Genomic DNA, 21,746 nt, shown 5'->3' with positions numbered 1-21,746 from the left:
AATCCCGGACCAAGTGAGGAAGGAAGTGCAGCATGCCCGAATATCGCAGAACCGACGAAGCACTCGCGGCCTTGACGCCTGAACAGCGTCGCGTGACGCAGGAGAGCGGCACCGAGCGCCCGGGAGAGGGCGCGTACCTCGACAACAAGGAACCCGGCATCTACGTCGACATCGTGTCGGGGGAGCCGTTGTTCGCGTCATCCGACAAATACGATTCCGGATGTGGCTGGCCCAGCTTCACCAAGCCGATCGAGCCTGCGCACGTCAACGAACTGCGCGACGACTCGCACGGCATGATGCGCACCGAAGTGCGCTCGACCTACGGTGACAGCCATCTCGGGCACGTCTTCCCCGACGGCCCGCAAGACGCAGGCGGTCTCCGCTACTGCATCAACTCGGCCTCACTTCGCTTCGTCCATCGCGACGACATGGAAGCCGAAGGCTACGGCGCCTACGTCGATCAGGTGGAGATCATGTCATGACGGAAGAACGCGCACTGCTCGCCGGCGGCTGCTTCTGGGGCATGCAGGACCTGATACGGCGCCAGCCCGGCGTGGTGTCGACACGGGTCGGCTACACCGGGGGCGAGGTCCCTAATGCCACCTATCGAAACCACGGCAACCATGCCGAGGCGATCGAGATCGTCTTCGACCCTACGAAGACCTCGTATCGAACCTTGCTGGAGCTCTTCTTCCAGATTCACGATCCTTCGACGAAGGACCGGCAGGGTGGCGACATTGGCTCCAGCTATCGATCTGCGATCTTCTACACCAGCGACGAGCAGCGCGAGATCGCCGAGAGCACGATCGCGGACGTCGACGCCTCGGGCCTCTGGCCGGACACCGTCGTGACCGAGGTGAGCAAGGCGGGCGACTTCTGGGAGGCCGAACCCGAACATCAGGATTACCTGGAGCGTAGGCCGCACGGCTATACCTGCCATTTCGTCCGGCCCGGCTGGGTGCTACCGCGCCGAACGGTCGAGGCCTGAGAGGGGACATGTGATGGCGATGGACAAGTACACGCTTCACAAGGATGCCAAGACCGAGAAGTGGCGGCTCGAGATGGAGGGGTCGGACAGGGCGAAGCGTACGTTCGCCACCAAGGACGAAGCCCTAAAGGACCTCCGGGTCGCGGTCGGCCCCGGCGGAGGGTCAGTCCGGATACGGAAGATGGACGGTACGATCCAGGAGGAGCGCACCTATCCGCGTTCGAAGGACCCAAAGGGCAGTCCCGGCTGACGGCGGCTACGGCCGCGTCTCGGCGGCGCACACAGCGACGGCGAATTCCAGCGATGCGGGAAGGCAAGTGTCCCTGGGGCATGAAGTAGCGGGCAGCTTACCGCTTCGACGGAACGACCTTCAAGCCCTCCGCCGACGCGCCAAAACATCCTACTCTCGGCGCCCCATCCGGCACGAGACATGGGCGTCAGGTGCTTCGCGCGTCGTGCTCCACCGTGTAACCTGCCCGGCCGTCCGGACCGCCGGCCGGCATTTCATGGCGCACGCGCGCGCCGGAGGCGCATCTAGATCGCGCGATCATTCAGGCCGAGCGATCAGGCTAAGCCGCGTTTTGCAAAATCCAGTGAATCGGCGACGCATGCTAGACACGCAGAGAACAGCACGACGTCCTTGAGCAGGAAGGGGCCCATACCCCCGATCGCAGGGAAGCCACCAGCAGACGCTTCAAATAACTTCATGCCCGGCAAGAAGAAGAACAATGTCACGGTCGTGAAGAAAGCGAACATTCCCATGACACCGCCCACCATCGAAAGTCGAGGCGCCCACCGACCACACGCGAGCAGCAAGCCCGTCGTGATCTCGACAACGCCTAGGAAGGCCGACGCCCCCGCCTGCCCAAAGGCGGAAATCATCCAGGAGAGCAGAGGATGAGCCGATATAAGCGGCGCGACCCCCTTGGCCTCGAACGGAAAGAACTTCACGTAGCCGAACGCTAAGAAGATCAGGACGAGCGAATATCGCACGAAGTACATGGCTGTATGTCGGGTGGGCATGGCAATTCTCATCCTCGGCTGGGGACAGGTTCGAGTCAGTTCAAATACTCGCACGCCAAGCCGCAATCCTGATCGATCGCGACGAGATCACTGTTGCCAGTCGATGCGGTTAACGACACCGACGGCATCAACTCTAATTCCGCATCATCTTCTTCCCAGAAAATCGATCACGGCATTGTTCAGCGGCGCGGGGCACTCTTCCGGTAGCCAGTGGCCGCAGCCGGGCAGCACCAGGCCCTCGACATTGGTGCCGTATCGCCTGATCTGGTCGGCCAGCGCCTTCCCGAAGCCGCCTTCACCACCGATCGCAAGAACGGGCATCGTGAGCTTAGTCTGCAGCAGCGGCTCGTTGCGGCGCGCGGTCTCGTTCAGCGCCCGATAGTAGCCGAAGGCGGACCTGAGAACCCCCGGCTTCGCATAGGAGCGCGCATAGAGATCCAAGAGCTCCGGCGTGAACACATCCTTCTTGACGGCATGAGCCTTGATGAAATGCTCGAAGAAGAACCGCTCCTTGCCGGTGATCAGCGTCTCCGCAAGATTGTCGTCGGCGGCGTAGAAGCTGAAGTGCCAAACCGACGATTCACCATGTGGTGTGAAGGCCGGATACTGGTAGAGGCCCTCGTCGGGGATCGGTGCCTCCATGAAGATGACGCGCCGGATATCCGATGGGTGCCGGGCTATCATCGGATAGGTGTTCCAGATACCGATATCGTGGGCCACCAGGTCGAACGAAGCCGTGGGACTGAAGCTCTTCGCAAACTTGTAGATGATCTCTGCCACGTCCTGCCCGGCATAGGACTGCGGCGGCCCGGACAGGCCGAGGCCAGGTAGGTCCAGCACCACCACGGTGTTAGTGCGCGCGAGCAGCGGCATCAGCCGGTGCCACTCGTACCAGGCCTGACCGACGCCGTGCACCAGCAGAACGAGCGGCCCTTCGCCACCCATGAGATAATGCATCCTGACGCCATCCACGTCGCGATAGGCGCTCTTGAAGCCGGCAGGCACGGGGAACTCTTCCACGGGCGCCGACTGAGCGGCGACGGGCGCCGATCGGGCATGGGCGCCCGGCGCGACGGTTGCGGATGCGACTAGGGCACCGACGGCGAGTTTCAGGATTCGCTTCATCTTATCGTCTCCGAAAGGTGGTCTCTGGCGGATGATCGCCGGCTATCGTCGGATCGTCGGCGCTCACGCCGATGACCGGGACTTCACCGGTTCCTCCCGCGGAGGCCTCGGCCATTCCCGTGATGACAGACGGCGTCCCCGCAGCGCGCCGGTCGGGGTCACCGTCAACGTCCATACCTGACGGTCAGAGTGGTTGTGGCCAGCGCGTTCTGATGCAGGAACAGGCCGACCATGGCCGCCGTCGCCTTCGCGTCCAATGGCACGGACCCGACGCGGAGAGCGTGCAATGTGTAGACGTAGTGGTGCGCGGTATCGCCTTTCGGCGGGCATGGGCCGTCATAGCCGACCTTGCCGAAGTCGGTCATACTCTGGACGATGCGGCTTCCGGCCGAATCCTCAGGCAGGCCTGCAGGAAGGGACGTCGAAGTCGCCGGGATGTTGAACGCGACCCAGTGCCACCAGCCGCTCCCGGTCGGGGCATCGGGATCATGAAGCGTCAGAGCGTAGCTTCTGGTGGCGGCAGGCGCGCCCGACCACCGCAGTTCGGGCGACCTGTTACCGCCGCTGCAGCCCTCGCGATCAAGTATCTGAGAGGCTGGAATCCGTCCGCCCGCCTTTAGCGTCGGTGAGGAGAGGCGGAAGCCCGTTCCAGCTACTGCCGGAGTACCAAGTGACGCCAACAGGAAGACTGCCGCCAATGGTGACACGATGGTTCGCATGCGAAATTCCGTTCTGGTGGATCGGGTCGCTCCGTCCGGACTGGTCGACACAGCCACTCCGGTGGCCGTGACCAGTCATCGGGGGACGCGTTGTTTCAGATCCTGCATCATCGCCAAATGGTGTTTCACCCGCGGCAGCACTTCCGAAGCTGCTTGCCTTAGCTCAGGGTTCTGCGCCTTGCTCGAAAGCTGCTCGAAGAAACCGACCGACAACACGTGTGTCTGAGTGATCGCATCCATGTAGGCCCGGTCAAATGCCTCCCCTCTGAGTCCCTTCATCTGCTCCAACTCACTCTGTTGATCAGGGTAGAGTTCGGTTGCGCCTTCGAAGCCGAGGGGGTCCAGGACCTTCCTCAACTTTGCTGTGGCGTATCCATGATCCTCAATGACCGTTTCGGCCAACAGCCGAACTTCCGAGTTCTGCGAGTTTCGTAGGACCAAGCGCGATATCCCCGTCTCAAACAGCTCGCGTCGGCCGGCGTCATAGACGATGTCCCGATCAAATTTACCGAGATGCTGCGTCTGCGGCTCGGCTTGGGCCGGTGAGATGGGATACTGGTGCATCTGCCCGCCCGAGTGCTGTGCATCCGCAGGCGACGACGCGACCACAGTCGCCGCTGCAAGTGCGACGAAAGCTGCTCGCGCTGCTCGCGATCCTGGCAAAAACCGAAGCGGTGATGGGCGCTTGATCGATTGGAAGGTCATCCTATTCTCCTGCATGAAGGATTTGCCGCACGTTCTTGGGGTTCAGCACGGTCGCGCAATTCGTTGCCGCCGGAGGCGTCAACCCGATGGTGTGGTGAGGCGCCAAAGTGTGTCGCCGAGGTCGTCGGCGATCAGCAGCGCGCCGGTGCGGTCGATCGCGAGACCGACCGGGCGACCACGGGCATGCCCATCCGAAGTCAGGAATCCGGTCACCACATCCTGCGGTTTCCCATTCGGGCGACCGCTCGCGAAGGGAATAAACACGACCTTGTAGCCGCTCAGGTTTCCGCGGTTCCAGCTGCCGTGTTCGCCCACGAACAGACCATCGTGGTAGCGGGTCGGTAGACTGCCTCCCGCGTAGAACGCGAGGCCCAGCGGCGCGACGTGCGAACCCAGTGCGTAGTCGGGCTTCGTCGCGCGTGCGACTAGGTCGGGCCGCTGCGGCCTGACGCGCGGGTCCAGGTGCTGGCCGAAGTAACTGTACGGCCAGCCGTAGAACCCGCCGTCGCGTACCGATGTCATATAGTCGGGTACGAGATCGGGACCGAGTTCGTCCCGCTCGTTGACGAGCGCCCACAACGCGCCGGTATGAGGCTCCCAGGCCAATCCTGAAGGATTGCGCAGGCCACTGGCGAAGATGCGCGACGCGCCGGTCGCCCGGTCGATCTCCCAGACCGCGGCGCGCCCCTTCTCAGCCTCGATGCCGTTCTCGGTGATGTTGCTGTTCGAGCCGACGCCGACATAGAGCTTGGTGCCGTCAGGGCTGGCGACGAGCGTCTTCGTCCAGTGATGGTTGATGGGACCGCCCGGTAGATCGGTCAGCTTGGTACCCGGCGCGGTGATCCTGGTCTGTCCGGCGCTGTACGGATAGCGCACTACGGCATCGGTATTGGCAACGTAGAGGTCATTGCCGACAAGCACGATTCCGAACGGGTTCACGAGCTTGTCGAGGAACGTCACGCGGAGCTCAGGCCGTCCGTCACCGTCCGCATCGCGTAGCAGCGTGATCCGGTTCGCGCCCTTGGCGCCTCCCGCGGAGTATGCCTGAAGTTTCGCGGCGATTATCGTCTTCGGGCGGAAGACCGGCTCGGACGGGCCACTCGATTCGACGATCAGCACGTCTCCGTTAGGCAGCACATAGGGCATGCGCGGGTGAGCAAGTCTGACTGCGAGGGCATGTATCTCCATCCCGACAGGCGCCGCCGGTTTCGCCGAGCCCCACTCGACCCTCGTGGCGACCCCCACCGGCGGGATGAGATACTGATGCGGCTCGGGTAGGTCGGGATTGGGACCGACCTGCGCTTCGATGTCGCCGCCGTTCCGGTCGCCGCAGCCGAAAAGCGCGAGCGCACAGAGAATGGGGGGCAAGAAACGCATCACGCCGGCTCCCGCCCCCGACCGGGAAGCGTGATGAGGCTCCAGCTCGTGATGATGGCGATGAGGGTGACGACGCCGGACAGGACGATGCCGCCGGGGACGACCGACGTGTACGCGTCACGGCTGTGAATGAGAGCATTGAGGAGGGAAAGTGTCAGCACGATGACTCCGCCCCAGAATGGTAAGCCAAACCACCGTTGCAGCGGTCGCTTCCCATGGTTCAAGATGAAGCGCGCAATCTCGATTGCGAGGACGACGCCTCCCATAATCAGGCCTCCAGTTATCAACCAGATGGAGAACTGCGCCCACATTATCTGCAGGCTGCCGACGTAGATGATGTCGGTTACGAATGCCGCAGCAAACAAGACCAGCGGAAATGCGATAAGCGCGTGATTGATCGCATAGAGTCTACCTACGGAGGACGATGCCAAGATAGCATCGGATGACGCACCGCGACCGCCCATAACGTGCTCCATTGGCTTCGCGCAGGATCAAGTTGAGCTTTATCAACGGTTTCTGCGAAGTCTAAACCACCAAGTGCCAAAGAAGTTCTAGACGACGCGGTGTTTAGCAATATCACGACAAAAGGGCAGTTATGACGTATCCATGATTTCTGCTCAGTTTCGCGTGCTTCAAGCCTTCCGGCCGGCAAGAACTAGCCTTGTTGTTCCACCGCTCTGAGACTCCAGCCCGTGCAGACACCGCCGGATCGTGACTCTAATTATACTTTCTTGCGCAAATTGAGATTTGACTGCCTGAACTCAGTTGCGGGCGGCGATGATTCCGAGTTCCTAAATTCCATAGGCGCGTAATTGCTGTGATGAGTTCGCATGACGAAATCCATTGTTGCGCTTGGCACTCGCACTTTGGATCTTCGAGGCGGCGTCGCTCAGCTACGGCGTCGACCCGAGCCTATCGACGGTCGCACTCGGGTCGCTCTGTTTCGAGAATCCGCCCGTCGCGGCGCGGAAATTCTTCTTGAGATGAAAAGGCCACTGCATGCGGATGGCCAAAGGCGGAATCGAAACTGCTGGGAATCCATGATGAAACGACACGGACTCCGTGTGCTTGGAACCTGCGTCCTCGCCCTGGCCTTCAGAGAAGCGATGGCCGCCGCGCGGGCGCCGGACAATGACGCCGCTCCCGCGGCCAGCGTCCGAGCCACGGCCACGCAGGCGACCGCCGTCAATCCGAACAATTGGTCGGGCTTTGCGAATACTCATGACTCGCAACGGAGATCCGAGCTGAAGGAGATCAATCGCGACAATGTGAGCCGGCTGAAGGTTTCGGCGTCCTACGATCTGCGTGAGACCAGCAACTTCGCCCCAGCGCCGGTCGTGATCGACGGCGTCATGTACATCAGCGCTAACCGCAGCACGATGGCGATCGACGCAGCCACGGGTGCGCTGAAATGGAAGCATGTCTATAACGAGTTCAAGGTGTCGCCGCCTCCCGACGCGATCAACAACAACCGCGGCGTCGCCTATGCCGACGGGCGTATCTTCCGCGGCGTCGGCAATGGCTATCTCTATGCCCATGACGCCACGACCGGTAGGCAGCTCTGGAGGGCCAAGGCCGCGAGCCAGAAGGCTGGGGAGAGCCTGCCGGCTGCTCCGCAGGTCTGGAAGGGAACCGTATACACGACCTTGGCCGGAGGCGACATCGCGGGTGTGCGCGGGCGGATGATGGCCTTCGACGCCACGACCGGGAAGAGAAAATGGACGTTCGAACTGGCGCCCCTTACCGGGCCAGGTTCCGAGACCTGGCCGAAACCCACCGCAAGGGCGCCACGGACGGGTGGCGGTTCGTACAGTTCAAGCACGTTGGACGAGGAACGGGCCCTACTGTACGTCCCTGTCGGCAACGCGGCTCCGGATTTCGACCTCGCTTCTCGTCCCGGGCTCAACCTCTATACCAATTCTATCGTCATCCTTGACGCGGGCACGGGTAAGCTCAGCAGATACTATCAGATCACTCCCGGCGACTATCACGACTGGGATGTCGTCGCGCCGCCCGCTCTGATCACGACCAGGGACGGGGTCCGCATGATGTCCGTTGGTGCGAAGGACGGCCACCTTTACGGGATAGACCTCGATACCGGCAGGACGTCGTACAGGACCGAAATCACGAAACTACTCAACGTCGAGGCGCCGATCAGAGCAGCGGGTACGCGCTTCTGTCCCGGCATCAGGGGCGGGGTGCAATGGAACGGTCCCGCATTCGATCCATCCTCCAACACGCTGTTCATCGGCACGGCCGACGTTTGCACAACCGTTAAGTTGGGTAACCCCCCACCGCCGGCGAAGCTCGGCCACACCTTCAGCGGCGAACCGGGCGGATCGTTCTTCGGCGCCTTCGATCCGCCAGGTGAAGACTCCGGCTGGCTCAATGCGATCGACGCCGACAGCGGCAGGACGAAATGGCGATACCATGCCGAAGCGCCGATCATCGCCGGTGTCATATCGACGGGCGGGGGCTTGGTGTTCACCGCCGACCTCAAGGGCAACGTCATGGCTTTCGACGCGCTCGACGGGAGGATGCTGTGGAAGGATGCCACGAGGCAGCCGGTGGGCGGCGGCGTCGTGACCTACGCGGTGAATGGCAGGCAGTACATCGCTGTCGCGGCGGGGATGGAGTCCGACGCCGAGTGGCGGGTCAAGGGCACGAGAGCGCAGATTTTCATCTACAGCCTGCCGGACGAGCAGGATTCGCCATGACCGTCGCAGACCTTCGCCTACCGCGTCACATTCTCCCAGGGTCCCCCGCGTCCCTGATCAGCCGAATCGTCAGCACTGTCGCGATCGGGAGATCATGAGCCATCCCCACTCGAAGCGTTCCTGCGTGAGAGCGCGATGAAAGACATCGCCAATATGGCGGGGACCCCGCTCGAGCAGATCGCGATACTGCTGCTGCGGCTTTCGCTGGTCGTCACCTTCCTTTGGTTCGGAACGCTGAAATTCTTCGCTTACGAGGCCAAGGGCATTGATCCACTATTGACTAATAGCCCGCTGACCCGATGGCTGAGCCGGTTCGGCGAAGCGGGGGCGGCGCGCGTTGTCGGGGGAGCCGAGATTGGCATCGGCCTATGTCTCGCGGCCGGTTTCAGCTGGCCGCGAGGTCCGGTGGCGCTCCTCGGCGCGGCTGGTTCGATTGGCACCTTTCTGGTCACGCTGAGCTTCCTGCTGACCACGCCGGGCGCATTCGAACACAGGGGCCCTCCCTATTTCCTGTCGACGACTTTCGGCACGTTCCTGATCAAGGACCTCGTCCTGCTAGCTGCGTCGTTCGTGCTGCTGGCGGATGGTCTGGCGTAATGCGGGATCGGTCCACGGGTGGATACACTCGTTATTGGCGAAGGTCAGGCCCGCTTGCGACCTCTCGGCAGGTTTGGAGGTGGCTTCTCACCTGCGGCCGGAACTTCGAATAGGGCCGCGACCGGCACATCCAGGATTGCGGCGAGCCTGTCCAGCATGTCGACCGAGGCCGCGACGACGCCGCGTTCGAGTTCGCTGACGTAGGCGCGGTCGATAGACGAGTCGGCGGCGAGATGTTCCTGCGAGATACCCCGCCCGGACCGCAGTTTGCGCATGTTGCGACCGAGCAGCGAGCGTGCGTCCATGCGCGCGGAACTCCCGGCGCGTCCCACGCCACTGGGGCAGACCATGACGGCGTGCGGCAGCTCGATGGGGCATCGGGCTGGCAGCCTCTCGGCGGCGGCTTCCAGGTGAGTGTATGCGAAGCGTCACGAACCGCTCGCTTCGTAGCCGTCCCGAGTCAGGACGGTCGCGACCGCCGGCCTCGTGGCAGCATGCCCGGATGACCGGTCCCTCTCGAGCCAAGCGACGGGCGCGAGCCTTGCCGGCCAGCCATCCACGGGTCGCGTGGCATTGGCAGCGCGAGCAACGCGCGACTACGATGCGCCGATGCAGAGCAAGTTCTACGTCGATGTCGGAACAAGGATTCGCGAGGCGCGCGAACGGTCGGGTTTGAACCAGCGTGAGGTGGCCGACGCGTGCGGCATCAACCGGCTTTCGATCGGGCGCATCGAGAAGGGAAAGAAGAACGCTTCGCTGATGACGATCGGGCGGCTAGCGCTCGCCTTGAAGGTCCCCCCGGCCGAGTTCTTCATTGGCGTCGAGCCAGATACGGCCCTGCTCGTTCCGGCACCCCGCGTGAACGCCCGTCCGCGGGCCAAGGCCGAGATCCCCAAGACAGGCAAAGCCGGCTTGCGAAAGAGCGCGACTTCGAAGGTGCCCTGAACCTTCCGCGCTTGTTAAGGCCATCGCCTTCGGTGCGATATCAGGCTATTCCCCGAACATGGTTCGCAATCTAGGGCGCTCTGCCGAAAAGCGGTTCGGCACGCTCTGTTCCGACCTCGGTATCACCTGCAACCCGGCGATCGAAGACGACCACGGCTGGGACCATATCGTGCAGTTCCAGCACGAGACCATCGTCGGGGTCTCGGCAGACATGCAGTCAAGGCTGCCGGCCGTTTTCGTGCAGACCAAGAGCCACGAGGCCGATGGTCTGACCGTCACCCTGACGCTCAGCAACGCAGTCAAGCTCGCGACGAGCCCGAATCCCTGCTTCGTGGCGCTGGCGACCCTTCCCGCCGGCAGCGACGTCGCGACGTGGCATGCGGTCCACGTCTGGGGAGAACTCCTTGAGCGCATACTCAGGCGCGCCCGCGAGGAGAGCCGCGACGGAACGTCCGAGGACGACTTCAACAAGAAGACGTTCAGCCTCACGATGACCAAGGCCGATCTGCACCATGGTCAGAGCATCCTGCCTTGGATGGCGCAAACGGTACGGCGCATCGGCGCCGACTATGCAGCCGTGAAGGCGGCCATCGTGCCGCCGCCCTCGCTTGTCGGCGAGATCAAAATCGGGCCGCTTAGTTCCATCGACGAACTCATCGACCACACCATCGGGCTCACCAGCGACATTCCGGTGCAGGGCTTCGAAATCGGCGCGCGCCGCCTCGGCGTCGACATCCCGCTCCCCTCATTCGTGCCGGAGGGCGCGACCTATCGCGCGTCCATGCAGGCACACCCGGTTGCGACCGCCGACATCCGCATGCGCGGCCCCGACGGCACCATCGTCGATCTGGTCGCCGACGTCATCGTCCCGCCGAACCTCGGTCTGCCCGCGGACAGCTACAGATATCGCTTCCGTGCGGCGAACCTCGACATCGTCTGGTCCCCCTCGGGCGCTGCGACCATCCGTGGTCACTTCGACGGGCATGAGAAGACCTCGCCGGCGGAGCTGGTGAAGACGCTGAGCTTCGTGCGCTGGGCTGGCAAAGGCGATATCGACGTGCGCGTGACCGTGGAGGACGAGGTCGCTCTCGGCGCGACAGCAAGAATGGACGCCCTTCCGGACCAGGATCATTTCGCCGACATCGCGGAACTCGCATTGCCGCTGGCGCTCGTCTCTCGGCATCTCAGGACGAAGGTTCCCGCGGTATCCATCGCCGACGTCGCACAGGCCCAGCGGATCGGTGACTTCCACCGCTTCATCAATGCGACCGAGATGCGGTTGGCAGTTGAGCTCCATGAGCCGACGGCGATCCCTGACTTCACCGCCGGCATCGCTTTCGCAGCGGTACAGGTCGGCGACTGGGTCTTCGCGGGGATCCAGCGCTTCCCGCTCGTCAGTCAATCGCGCACAGGCGGACGCTGGACGGCGGAATTTGGAAAGCCGCTACTACTCGAACCGTTCGCCTTCTCGACCAGCGACGCTGATGCCTTAAAACGTTTCAAGAATGACTACCGGCGGCTTGCCAGCGCACCGGGGGTGCTGGCGCTCGACAACGCCCTCAACGCCATGCCGGCGGACGCCGGCGTGGGAGATGCTCAGACGACCGAAGGATCGGATCCAAACTAATCGTACTTAGGAACAGCGGCGATGACAGCCAGCGCCGTCGCCGTTGAACGCGACATAGGAAAGACGTGCTTCTGGACGCTGTCGCGCCACTATGGCTGCGCATGGATATGCTGGAAGTCTGGGCACGCTCATCTAATACTCTGGCCAATCGATATCGGCGATCAGTCCGATCCCCCGTGGCTGCCATCCGAGAACTTCCCTCGTCCAGGTACCGGATACGGTGCCACTGCCGCTCATGCGCAGCTGATCGTTGTCGCGTTCGGCGCGGCGATCCTCGCTGCTGTCCCTGCGGCGCCGGGGTCTTAAGTCGATCATGGTCGCGCACTTCCTCGCCGACTTCGTCGGCTTCATGCTGGCCAAACTGCAGGGAGCCTGAGCTCCGGTAGTCTCGCAGGCGGCGTTCAGCGGATCCCGCGCTTGCGACCGTCATCGGCCTATTCCTCGTCCAATTCACGAACGAAGATCTGGGACAGGTCGCCGGTCCAGGGTCCGCCTTCGACGGATATCCGACCCACGCTGGTCAGGGTTTCGCCGTCGGTGCCTGCCGAAATCGTGACCTCTTGCGAGAACGCGGGATCGTCACGGCGCCAGACCGCCGTGCGAGGCCCGGTGGTCACGTCGAACAGGCGCGAGACCCCGCGCTCGTCGCAATAGATCATCGCGAACCGGCGCGACGACCCGTCGCCGCCGATGACCGCCGTGCCATCTGGAAACAGCGGATGGTCCACAGTCGACCGCATCAACAGCAATGCCCCGGCTTCGCACCACGTAAACGATGTCCTGCCCTTCAACGTCTCGCCCGGGACCTGCGGATGCGTCCCGGTCGTCCGCCATTCGCCGGCGAGGAACGCCAACGGCTGAAGTGTCGCGTTGGCGGGCGGCGCGCCCATGCCAGCCGCAGCCGCCGCCGCCGCCGCCGCCGCATCGATGCCGCTGCCGAGGCGCTCGTCGAGTCCCGTCGGCTCCATGAGTTCGACGCGGTTGCCAAACGGGTCCGCGACGCTCAGCCGGTCGTGTCCCGAGACCGGCAAATCCCGCGACGTCTGGAAGCCTGCCGCCTCCAGACGTTCGGCAAGTTCGGAAAGACCGGAGACGACGAAGGCCGGGTGCGCCTTCCGGGCCGGCATGAACACCGGCTCCACGCCGATATGAACCCTCAGGGCGCCGTGCTCGAACCAGCAGCCACCTCGCCCGGCCAAGCCCGCCGGCTTCTCGACCTCCGGAATGCCGAGCAACTGCACGTAGAAGGCACGCGCGGTCTCCTCGCCCCCGGGTGGCATGGCCAGCTGGACATGATGAAGCCACTTAACCAGCATCGAAGCCTCCCGCTTCATGTCGCGCCGTATTCATGTCCCACGCGACAGCTGTCGTCTCTGCGGCTCGGCTGAGCAGGCGGCGGTGGACCGAGGAGCGTAGCATTCGTCGTTGCCGGCTGGTCAGGTCAACGATCACCCGAGCCGTACCGCAGAACAGCGGCCGGTGCGCGACGGAGATTATCGGTCAAGTCGGCCTGCGGCGGGCACCGCTATTTCAGGTGTTGGGCGAGATACTTGTTCATCTCGAACATGGTGCACTTGTCCCTGCCGAATACAGCTTTGAGTTTCGCATCTGCGAGGATCTCGCGCTTGTCCGCGGGGTTCTGCAGTTTGTGGGCCCTGATATAGTCCCAAACTTTGCTGACCACCTGACCGCGGGCGATCGGATCGCTACCAACGATCTCGGCGAGTTCCGGCGACGGCTGTAGCGGCTTCTGTAACGCATTCGGTTTGGCACCGGCGGCTGGCGCCTTCGCTGCCTTCTTGACGGTCGTCGGCATGATTAACTTTCTGGTTGGTTGTCCGAAACGTATCGAGCAGGGGCGACCGGCTGGCAACCCCGACCAATGTGCATGTCCGATCGTAAATCGAGTGAAGCGATCTTGCACATTTATCATTGCTCCGGCGCTGTTGTGTTATCGAAGTATCGGGACGCCGCATTTCACGAAGCAAACGCGGCGGCTGCGATCAGCTACGCAACACCAAGGCACGCACGTCCTCGGCACGGTCAGGCTATCATGACGACGGCGAACGACTGGTAGACGATATTTGGCATTCAATGAGACCGCGCACTCTGCGAATATGAAGCACCAGCGACGCTTGTCGCCTTCGAACCACGGATATCGGCGTTTCGAATCCGTGACGGACCCTCGGCTTGGTGTGCTAACGTACAATACTGGGGTGGCAAGGTCAGCACCGCGCACCCCCGATTAAAACCGCCTGCCGGGTATGGCTTTCACGCTGCGAGTCTCCGGTCCCTAGAAAGGGACAAACGATGGCTCACCTCACGCCGCCGCCGCCCGCCGTTGAACTTACCTTGGCGATCGCCATGGTTGCATCTGCCGGAACCCCCCTCCTACTGCTCGATGGAAAACTCGATGTCGTGGCCGCGAGCCTAGCGTTCTGCCGGCAGTTCGAACTCGACCCTGACGACGTCACCGGCCGGGTGATGTTCTCGTTGGGAACCGGCGAATGGGATTCGCCACGCTTGCGGTCGCTGTTGACCGCGGTGGCTTCAGGTGGCGCGAAGATCGAGAACTACGAACTGGACCTGCGTACGCGCAATCGCGGCGTAAGGTGCCTTTGCATCAACGCACATCGGCTCGACTACGACGACCATGAGGCTGTCCGCCTCTTCGTCGCGATCCTCGACGTTACCGACGCCCGCGCCAGTGACCGTCTTCGGGACGAGCTCGTTCGCGACAAATCGGTCATGCTGCAGGAGCTGCAGCACCGGATCGCCAACAGCCTGCAGATCATCGCCAGCGTGCTGATGCAAAGCGCCCGCAAGACGCAGTCCGAGGAACTTCGCGATCACCTCACGAACGCGCACAATCGCGTGATGTCCGTCGCCGAACTTCAGCGTCAGCTGGCGGTGTCCAGCCTGGCCGACGTCGCCATGAAACCCTACCTTGGCCAGCTCTGCCAGAGCATCGGGGCGTCGATGATCGCTGATCACGATCAGCTGTCGATCGCCGTCGATGTCGATGACAGCAGCGCCGGTCCCAACGCCTCTGTAAGCATCGGCCTCATCGTGACCGAGCTCGTCATCAACGCGTTGAAACACGCGTTTCCCGACCACCGGCACGGCGAGATTCAGGTAGGCTATTCGGACAGCGCCACGGGGTGGAAGCTGACGGTCGACGATGACGGCGTAGGGATGCCCGGCGACATGCCCGACGCCAAAGCCGGTCTGGGCACCACGATCGTCAACGCGCTCGCCAAGCAGCTACACGCGACCGTCCGCGTCGCGCCCGGGCGCCCAGGTACATCGATCATCGTCAACGAAACCAAACTGCGACTTGTTGACGGTATTGCAGATGAGCCGGAGGTCCAGGCCGTCTAGCGAGACGCAGTCCCTCATTTCAGGAGAAAGCGCGGATCGCCTCGCCGATCGCGGCGTCGCCATAGGGTTTGCGGAAGAACACGGCACCCTCTGGCATCTCCCCTGCTTCCGCTATGTGGTTCCCAGAGACGATGATGAACTTCAATGGCGGCCAGCGCTTCCGAGCATATGCTGCGAGCTCGAGCCCATCCATCGACCCCGCCATCTGGATGTCGGTGAATACAATGGTGATGTGCGAATGCTGTTCAAGCAGAGTGATGGCGTCGTCGGCACCCGAAGCCTCATAGAACTCCAATCCCAGATCCTCGACGAGCGCTGTAGCCCCCATGCGGATCATGGCCTCATCCTCGACGACGAGGACCACCGGACGAGCTTCGCCGACCACCATACGCGCACCTTCCACCTGGAGACGAGCGTTCGGGAACATGGTCAGGCAAGACCCGCGTTCCGGCAGTCGCAATCAGCGCATCGGCGATGCGTCCGAGTTACAACCCCGCGTGCGGGTATTCGATCCGCCGGCCGCTCAGGCGGCAATCTCGGAACCATAAGGTGCGATCGCCAAAACGGTAGTGATGATCGGCTGCCGATCACTCTCGGACGACCGCCTCCGCAAGGGCTCGACCACGTTTCGTTGGCTGGCGTCGCAGGCAATATCAGGTCCAGCTTCTCAGAACCACGGACGCTGTTGCCATTTTCAATGGTCGTGCACCCGACCGCCTATCCAGCGACAGCTGATGCCCAGTGTCATCCGCTGCTGCCTGCCGGGCTAGGCGACTGCAACTCTCCTTCCTGGAGAGCTTCGACTGTCGTCGCGAGCGACCACCTCACGCCCGCTTCGAGATATTCCACGACCCCGCGGCCGCCGAGATCGCCGTTCAGGCTGGCTCCGATGAGCCGTGTTCCGAAGCCACTGCGGGTCGGCGGCGATACCTGCGGGCCGCCCTCCTCCTGCCAGACTATGTCGAATGACTTCGAACCGTTGCCGTTCCCGTCTCCGACCGCCCATCGGAGCTCGACGCTACCGTCCGCATTGGACAACGCGCCATGCTTCACGGCGTTCGTGAAGAGCTCGTGCAGCGCCATCGAGAGAGCTAGGGCCGAGCGGGCCTTCAATTCGATGTTGGGACCTTCGACGACGACGCGGTCCGGCTCGGCCAAGTGGACGAGGACGGCACCTTGAACGACGGCGTGAATCCTCGCCGATTGCCAGCTCGTTTGGGTGAGCAGATCATGCGCATGAGCGAGGGTCGTGAGCCGGCTACTGATAGCTTCACGCGCTTCGGCAGGGGTGGCTACGGTGCGCAGCGACTGAGCGACTATACCCTGCACGACGCCGAGGGTGTTCTTGACCCGATGCTGCAACTCGTTGGAAAGCAGGCGGCGATGCTCGTCTGCGGCACGCTCCCTCGAGATGTCGCGCACCGTACCGACCAGCCGGAGGCGCTCACCCGGCAACTTGATCACCCGCGCTCTCGACCGCAGCCAACGGATCTCGGCGGTCGCGGCTACGAGGACGCGGTAGTCGATGTCGAGACGCCCTTCGTTGCCAGCCGCGATCGCGGCCCGCACCGCAGCATCGAACCGTTCACGATCCTCTACGTGCAAGCGGGCCATCAGTTCATCGAACGAAACCGCCTCGGTGTCGGCATGTCCCAGCAGCTCGTGCGCGCGCTCGTCACCGAAGACTTCGCCCGAGCCGGGCACGGCCTCGAAGGCGCCAAGTTCCGCGGCGTCGAGCGCCAGCCTGCCGCGGGTTTCGCTTTCGCGTAGCTTCCTTTCCGCCGCGCGGGGTGCAGTCCTGTCCTGCAGAATCTTGAGGAGTCCGAGCGGCTGCGACCCGGGACTGCGCAGCGTGATGATTTCGCAACGACCCCAGAACAGCTCGCCGTTCGACCGCGGATGCCAGCGTTCATCATGCGCCCGCTCGCACGCCAACGTATTGCGGATTTCGGCTTCGGGCACGCCGGCCGCCTGGTCGCTATCGGTGAAGAGCATCGCGCAGGGCCGTCCGATTACTATATCGGCGTCCCTTCCGAACATTCGCGCCGCACCGGCACTCCAGCTTTCGATGATGCCATCCAGATCCGTCGTGATGATCGCGTAGTCGACCGCCGCTTCGATAATCAAACGGAGGCGTGAGGCGTCTATGCGGGTCTGGGCGAGAAGCCTTCGCGTCTCCAACCGGTCCATGACCTGCCGGGCGAGCACCTTCAATGCCGACTGCTGGTCCTCAGACAGGCTTCGAGTACGGGTGTCCAACACGCACAGTGTACCAAGTGCCACGCCTTCGGGTGTCCGCAATTGAGCGCCAGCGTAGAACCGGACGTGCGGCTCCCCGGTGACCAAGGGATTATCCGCAAAGCGCTCGTCGAGCCGGGCATCCTCGACAACCATCATCTGCGTCTGCGCGATCGCGTGGGCGCAGAAAGCGACGTCACGTGGGGTCTCCCTGGCTTCGATACCAACGGCAGCCTTGAACCACTGCCGTCGTCCGTCGATCAGGCTGATCAACGCCGTCGGCGCACCGCAGATCTGTGCGGCGAGGAAGACGATGTCGTCGAATTCCGGCTCGCTCGAAGTGTCCAGAATGTCATAGCGGGAAAGCGCGGCCCGCCGCGACGTCTCCTCGGACGAATCCGGATCCCAAGGAACCTGCATGCTAACTGATTAGCAGGTCCTTTGACCGCCGAAACCATTATCATCGTTGCGGACCCCGAAGGTCGGTAGTGGGGCCGGCGCGAGGGTGCCGGCTCGCGGCGCAAGCAGTCGGAAATGGAAGGGTATTGCTCGGACCGGCTGCGGTCAGCAAGGTGACGGGCGATCTGCAACCTCTTCGCATGACCAAAACGTCTAAGCGATACGTCGTCTGTTCGGCGTATCCAGCGATGCCAGCCTGCCAGTTTGAACGAGTTCGATCCGAAGCGTCAGGCACCGATCATCCGCGGCGCCAGCGACGGCGGGCGAACCTTCGCGACGGCAAGCTGGGGTATTATCGGGCCGGCAGCTGCCGAGGATCCGATCATCAACGTCGTGTTTGGACAAAGCGTTGCTCTTGGTGCAACTCTAGCCACGCTTACCCCCAGGATACGAAACCGAATGGGGGGGAACAGCTTCCAAGCGATTTTGAAGCCGACTACCTGACCGCCTCCGTGATCAAACAAACTACATTCTGAGCGCAGTCCGATTGAACGGGCCGCTTGTTGTTGCGGCATGGGCAATCGCATCACCGACGTCGGAGAGTGCGAACTCGGCGACATGATACCGGGTCAAGTCGATTTGGCTACTTCGCACCATTGCGATAAGGCGGGGGACCGCCGCACGGGGGTACATCCACTGGCCCCTGATCGTGATGTTGTTCCGCATCAGCCACGGATACGGCAGAGTCAGGTCGCCGTCGCCCGCCATACCGACACCGCCCATCAGCGAGATCCGCCCGCCGGGCCGTACAGCACGGACCGCCGTCAGCACCTGCGTCGGTTGGGCGTGCGGGGGCAGGATGTCGAACACCACGTCGATGGGTGCGCCAGCCGCTGCCTGGATCGTCGCCGTGTCGGTCGCTTCCTCGCCCAGCATGCGTGCGATCCGCACCCGGTCGCCGTGACGCCGCGCCAGCTCGTCGAGCGCCTCCGCGTTCCTCCCCGTCGCCACCACGCGCGCAGCGCCCATCGCGAGAGCTACAGCAACAGCCGCGCTGCCGAAGCTGCCGGTCGCACCGTTGATCACGACAGTCTCGCCAGCGGTCAGCGCAACGCTGGACAGCCCGCCATAGGGGACCAACAATGTACCGAGCATCAACCAACGTGCCGCGTCGCCAGCTAGGACATCGCCGAGAGGGACGATGTTCTCGAGCGGCAGGCGCAGCTTCTCGGCCCAGCTTCCGTTCGGATACTGACGCTGGACCGCCACCGCTGCTGGGCCGTTTGCAGTAAGCCCCTGCAGCGAGATCGCCGGCAAGCCGAGACCATCCCGGGCCCGCAGGGTGGGATCGCAATAGACCCATGAACCTACCACCGTATCAGTCGCGCCGGCGCCGACCGCACTAATCCTGCCGATGGCACCCGTGCCCGGCACGAACGGCAACGTGAACAGCATCGGACGCTGGCCCGAGAAAACCTCGTGCGCGTAGGCGAGTACCGGAGCGGCCACGACGTCGACCACGACGTCGCCGGCCTCAGCGACGGGATCGGGAAGATCGCAAACCATCGGCGTCTCGCCGATGCGGGAAAACATCGCGGCTTTCAAAGCACGTCCTTTTCTTGGAGTGTCATGCAGCAACGCTGCACGGCGCCATCGCGATGACCCCGGTGGCTTCTACTGCTGAACGCCAAGGCGGCGCCCTAGGGGGCAAGTGAGCTCTCGCCTCACTGGCCCTGGAGCACCGCTGGAACTCGACCTCGCACACAGCTGCGGTCCTTGGAAACGCAGAACTTCTTGAGGGCGTCGGATTAGGCAACGACAATTACGGACAAGAAAACGCCGGGGCGGACGAATCAAACTCCGTCACGGACGATCGAATCGTTCGGTCGGTAATTTTTCGAATACGACCAACTACATACGGAAATCGAATATCTCCTTTCTCGAATACGATCAGTACATCATCTCCGACTTCTGGACCCAGAGCCGGGGCTCCGGTGAAATACGGTTGCGGTACGTTGGCCCAGACAGTCCGGGTCGCGAACTTAGCTCGATTAATCCTGACCCGGACCCGTCCTGTCCCGTCTGGATCATCGATGCTGAGTACTAAAGCTAAGCAGGGGTTCACCATCCATTGTCTCCAGTCTGCGCCCGACCCAACTTACTCTGGTCTGAAAGTTTGCCGACGAGCTGTCCCCCGTGGGGTTGGATGGGCTTCGGCTCGTCAGGCAGCGTGTCCTCCAGCAGCTTCTTCCGCAACCCCGGCAGGCAGCTCCATGACGGGCGCGAGGGTTTCCACAAAGTGCATGATCCGGTCGAGCTGTTGCAGCTTGCGCCGGGCCACCATTCTCGCTGATGGTATCGATGCTTTGCGCCACGGCCGACGAGAAGACCGATACGCAGCGCTGATGCCCGGTTTTTGGATGGGCCGCAGTGAAACGAGCGCGACCCCGCCTGCAATATGAAGACAGAGTACAGCACCAATGAGCCTGAAGGATCTTAACGAGGCGCGCCTGACCTCGCCGGCAGTATTCCGCAATCGCGTCCCGATCCTCGGCGTGCTGCGGAACGCACTACCCCAGCGTGGTACGATCCTCGAGATCGCCAGCGGCAGCGGCGAGCACATCACCTATCTTGCCGGCCACATGCCGCATCTCGACTGGCAGCCTTCCGATCCGTCGCCGGCCGCACGAGCCTCGATCGCAGCCTGGACGGCTCACGACAGACTTGCCAACGTCCGTCCACCGCTCGATCTCGATTCGAGCGCTTCGCCGTGGCCGGTGGCCGAGGTCGAAGCGATCCTGGCGATCAATATGGTGCACATCAGTGAATGGTCGGCGACCCAGGGCCTGATGAGGGAATCGGGCAGACTGCTGCCTTCGGGAGGCCTGCTCTACCTATATGGACCCTTCGCTCGGGCGGGCGTGCCGCTCGCCCCTAGCAACGCCACGTTCGACGAGGATCTTCGCCAGCGTCATGTTGGATGGGGCCTGCGGGACCTCGGGGACGTCGAGGCCGAAGCCTCGAAGTCGGGACTGCTCGTACACGGCGTCATTCCGATGCCGGCAAACAACCTGTCGCTAGTGTTTCGTCGCTCGTGACCCGGGAAGCGGGTCGTGCCGCCGTGACCGTTGCCGCCGCCCGCGCCCCTGACGCCGAGCCGGTGATCTTGACCCCGGTGCAGGAAACCGCACTCTATCCCGCCGTTAAGGTCTTCCTCGAGGCGCAGGGCTTCGAGGTCAAAGGCGAGATATGCGGTTGCGACGTCGTCGCGGTCCGAGAGGGCGAGCCACCCCTCGTCGTCGTTACCGAGTTGAAGCTATCGTTCACGCTCGAGCTCGTGCTTCAGGCCGTCGATCGATTTCGCGCCGCCGATCAGGTCTATCTCGCCGTCACGGCTTCACGGCGTGGCCGCGATCAGGACGGGCGGGTCCACAGGCTCTGCCGGCTGCTCGGGCTCGGATTACTTACCGTCGACACCAAACGGGGCATGGTGACGGTCGTCGCCGAGCCCCAGCGCTACCGGCCGAGAGCAGATCTGCCGCTGCGCCGACGATTGCTCAAAGAGCATGCGGGCAGACGCGGCGACCCGACCAGCGGCGGCTCGACCAGGCAACCGATTATGACGGCGTACCGTCAGCGCGCCATGGCCTGCGCCGAGGCACTGCATGCCGGACCTCTGCGACCGCGCGACCTCAAGCTGCTGGCTGACGATGCGGGCGCGATCCTGCGTCGCAACGTCTATGGCTGGTTCGCACGCGTCAAACCCGGCGTCTACGGCCTGTCTAGCGTCGGCACGGCTTCATTTCCGACCAGGCCCATTGCCGACACTTGGGCGGACGGCAACGTACCGCTCGTCCGGAAACTTCCATAGCCTTGCCGACGCTTGGCTGTAGGGTCAGGCCCGG

The 21,746-nt window shown here is 63.1% G+C and carries 23 protein-coding genes; 11 read left to right on the top strand and 12 right to left on the bottom strand.

Annotation, left to right across the window (positions count from 1 at the left end):
- Window positions 1-32 precede the first annotated feature (32 nt).
- Genes msrB through KX816_04980 form a run of 3 tightly spaced genes read left to right on the top strand, consistent with a single transcriptional unit; the run spans window position 33 to window position 1,238 of the window.
- Window positions 33-482 carry a peptide-methionine (R)-S-oxide reductase MsrB gene (msrB, locus tag KX816_04990; GenBank protein QXQ07385.1) on the top strand — a complete coding sequence of 150 codons (450 nt, stop codon included), beginning with the start codon at window positions 33-35 and terminating at the stop codon, window positions 480-482.
- On the top strand, window positions 479-988 hold the full coding sequence (gene msrA / locus KX816_04985) for a peptide-methionine (S)-S-oxide reductase MsrA (protein QXQ07384.1): 510 nt from the start codon (window positions 479-481) through the stop codon (window positions 986-988). Before msrB ends, msrA begins: the two co-directional genes overlap by 4 nt.
- A 13-nt stretch (window positions 989-1,001) precedes the next feature.
- Window positions 1,002-1,238: a DUF2188 domain-containing protein gene (locus tag KX816_04980; GenBank protein ID QXQ07383.1), complete on the top strand. Its 237-nt coding sequence runs from the start codon at window positions 1,002-1,004 to the stop codon at window positions 1,236-1,238.
- A gap of 314 nt (window positions 1,239-1,552) precedes the next feature.
- Here KX816_04980 and KX816_04975 read toward each other — a convergent pair whose 3' ends face one another.
- The 6 genes from KX816_04975 to KX816_04950 form a co-directional block, all read right to left on the bottom strand.
- Window positions 1,553-2,023: a YkgB family protein gene (locus tag KX816_04975; GenBank protein QXQ07382.1), complete on the bottom strand. Its 471-nt coding sequence runs from the start codon at window positions 2,021-2,023 to the stop codon at window positions 1,553-1,555.
- Between the two features lie 132 nt (window positions 2,024-2,155).
- A complete protein-coding gene (locus KX816_04970) occupies window positions 2,156-3,136 on the bottom strand; it encodes an alpha/beta hydrolase (protein QXQ07381.1) in 981 nt (326 codons plus the stop codon).
- Window positions 3,137-3,300: 164 nt separating this feature from the next.
- On the bottom strand, window positions 3,301-3,855 hold the full coding sequence (locus tag KX816_04965; GenBank protein QXQ07380.1) for a YbhB/YbcL family Raf kinase inhibitor-like protein: 555 nt from the start codon (window positions 3,853-3,855) through the stop codon (window positions 3,301-3,303).
- Between the two features lie 75 nt (window positions 3,856-3,930).
- Entirely contained in the window at window positions 3,931-4,560 is a 630-nt protein-coding gene (locus KX816_04960) for a DUF4142 domain-containing protein (protein QXQ07379.1), read from the bottom strand.
- 78 nt (window positions 4,561-4,638) lie between these two features.
- The gene (locus KX816_04955) at window positions 4,639-5,937 is read right to left on the bottom strand and encodes a sorbosone dehydrogenase family protein (GenBank protein ID QXQ07378.1); all 1,299 of its coding nucleotides are present in this window, start codon (window positions 5,935-5,937) and stop codon (window positions 4,639-4,641) included.
- Window positions 5,937-6,368 carry a hypothetical protein gene (locus KX816_04950; protein ID QXQ07377.1) on the bottom strand — a complete coding sequence of 144 codons (432 nt, stop codon included), beginning with the start codon at window positions 6,366-6,368 and terminating at the stop codon, window positions 5,937-5,939. The genes KX816_04955 and KX816_04950 overlap by 1 nt, the downstream gene beginning before the upstream one ends.
- Window positions 6,369-7,043: 675 nt before the next feature.
- Here KX816_04950 and KX816_04945 point away from each other — a divergent pair.
- Window positions 7,044-8,654: a PQQ-binding-like beta-propeller repeat protein gene (locus KX816_04945; GenBank protein ID QXQ07376.1), complete on the top strand. Its 1,611-nt coding sequence runs from the start codon at window positions 7,044-7,046 to the stop codon at window positions 8,652-8,654.
- A 135-nt stretch (window positions 8,655-8,789) separates the two neighbouring features.
- Window positions 8,790-9,251, top strand: coding sequence for a YkgB family protein (locus KX816_04940; GenBank protein ID QXQ07375.1), 462 nt, complete (start codon window positions 8,790-8,792; stop codon window positions 9,249-9,251).
- A gap of 44 nt (window positions 9,252-9,295) precedes the next feature.
- Here KX816_04940 and KX816_04935 read toward each other — a convergent pair whose 3' ends face one another.
- Complete coding sequence (locus KX816_04935; protein ID QXQ07374.1) at window positions 9,296-9,556, bottom strand: helix-turn-helix domain-containing protein; 261 nt, start codon at window positions 9,554-9,556, stop codon at window positions 9,296-9,298.
- 262 nt (window positions 9,557-9,818) lie between these two features.
- Between KX816_04935 and KX816_04930 the strand changes: the two genes are divergently transcribed.
- Both KX816_04930 and KX816_04925 read left to right on the top strand, forming a co-directional pair.
- Window positions 9,819-10,196: a helix-turn-helix domain-containing protein gene (locus KX816_04930; protein ID QXQ07373.1), complete on the top strand. Its 378-nt coding sequence runs from the start codon at window positions 9,819-9,821 to the stop codon at window positions 10,194-10,196.
- A 58-nt stretch (window positions 10,197-10,254) separates the two neighbouring features.
- Window positions 10,255-11,823: a hypothetical protein gene (locus KX816_04925; GenBank protein ID QXQ07372.1), complete on the top strand. Its 1,569-nt coding sequence runs from the start codon at window positions 10,255-10,257 to the stop codon at window positions 11,821-11,823.
- A gap of 434 nt (window positions 11,824-12,257) precedes the next feature.
- Here KX816_04925 and KX816_04920 read toward each other — a convergent pair whose 3' ends face one another.
- Entirely contained in the window at window positions 12,258-13,139 is an 882-nt protein-coding gene (locus KX816_04920; GenBank protein ID QXQ07371.1) for a hypothetical protein, read from the bottom strand.
- Window positions 13,140-13,348: 209 nt separating this feature from the next.
- A complete protein-coding gene (locus KX816_04915; GenBank protein QXQ07370.1) occupies window positions 13,349-13,639 on the bottom strand; it encodes an SWIB/MDM2 domain-containing protein in 291 nt (96 codons plus the stop codon).
- A 494-nt stretch (window positions 13,640-14,133) separates the two neighbouring features.
- Here KX816_04915 and KX816_04910 point away from each other — a divergent pair, with 494 nt between their 5' ends.
- Entirely contained in the window at window positions 14,134-15,204 is a 1,071-nt protein-coding gene (locus KX816_04910) for a PAS domain-containing protein (protein ID QXQ07369.1), read from the top strand.
- 19 nt (window positions 15,205-15,223) lie between these two features.
- Here KX816_04910 and KX816_04905 read toward each other — a convergent pair whose 3' ends face one another.
- Together KX816_04905 and KX816_04900 are read right to left on the bottom strand one after the other, a co-directional pair.
- On the bottom strand, window positions 15,224-15,592 hold the full coding sequence (locus KX816_04905; GenBank protein QXQ07368.1) for a response regulator: 369 nt from the start codon (window positions 15,590-15,592) through the stop codon (window positions 15,224-15,226).
- Between the two features lie 356 nt (window positions 15,593-15,948).
- Window positions 15,949-17,862 (bottom strand): PAS domain S-box protein, encoded by a 1,914-nt coding sequence (locus KX816_04900; protein QXQ07367.1) that lies wholly within the window; start codon window positions 17,860-17,862, stop codon window positions 15,949-15,951.
- Between the two features lie 243 nt (window positions 17,863-18,105).
- On the opposite strand from KX816_04900, the gene KX816_04895 reads away from it, so the two are divergent.
- A complete protein-coding gene (locus KX816_04895; GenBank protein QXQ07366.1) occupies window positions 18,106-18,345 on the top strand; it encodes a hypothetical protein in 240 nt (79 codons plus the stop codon).
- Between the two features lie 21 nt (window positions 18,346-18,366).
- Here KX816_04895 and KX816_04890 read toward each other — a convergent pair whose 3' ends face one another.
- A complete protein-coding gene (locus KX816_04890) occupies window positions 18,367-19,434 on the bottom strand; it encodes a zinc-binding dehydrogenase (GenBank protein ID QXQ07365.1) in 1,068 nt (355 codons plus the stop codon).
- Window positions 19,435-20,321: 887 nt separating this feature from the next.
- Between KX816_04890 and KX816_04885 the strand changes: the two genes are divergently transcribed.
- Entirely contained in the window at window positions 20,322-20,939 is a 618-nt protein-coding gene (locus KX816_04885) for a DUF938 domain-containing protein (GenBank protein ID QXQ07364.1), read from the top strand.
- A 23-nt stretch (window positions 20,940-20,962) separates the two neighbouring features.
- Window positions 20,963-21,712: a hypothetical protein gene (locus tag KX816_04880; protein QXQ07363.1), complete on the top strand. Its 750-nt coding sequence runs from the start codon at window positions 20,963-20,965 to the stop codon at window positions 21,710-21,712.
- Window positions 21,713-21,746: the final 34 nt, after the last annotated feature.

It is taken from the genome of Sphingosinicellaceae bacterium (assembly GCA_019285715.1).
In the GTDB taxonomy this organism is placed as follows: domain Bacteria; phylum Pseudomonadota; class Alphaproteobacteria; order Sphingomonadales; family Sphingomonadaceae; genus Glacieibacterium.
The sequence above is the reverse complement of the archived record's forward strand: the minus strand, read 5'-3'. Positions and strand labels throughout refer to the sequence as shown.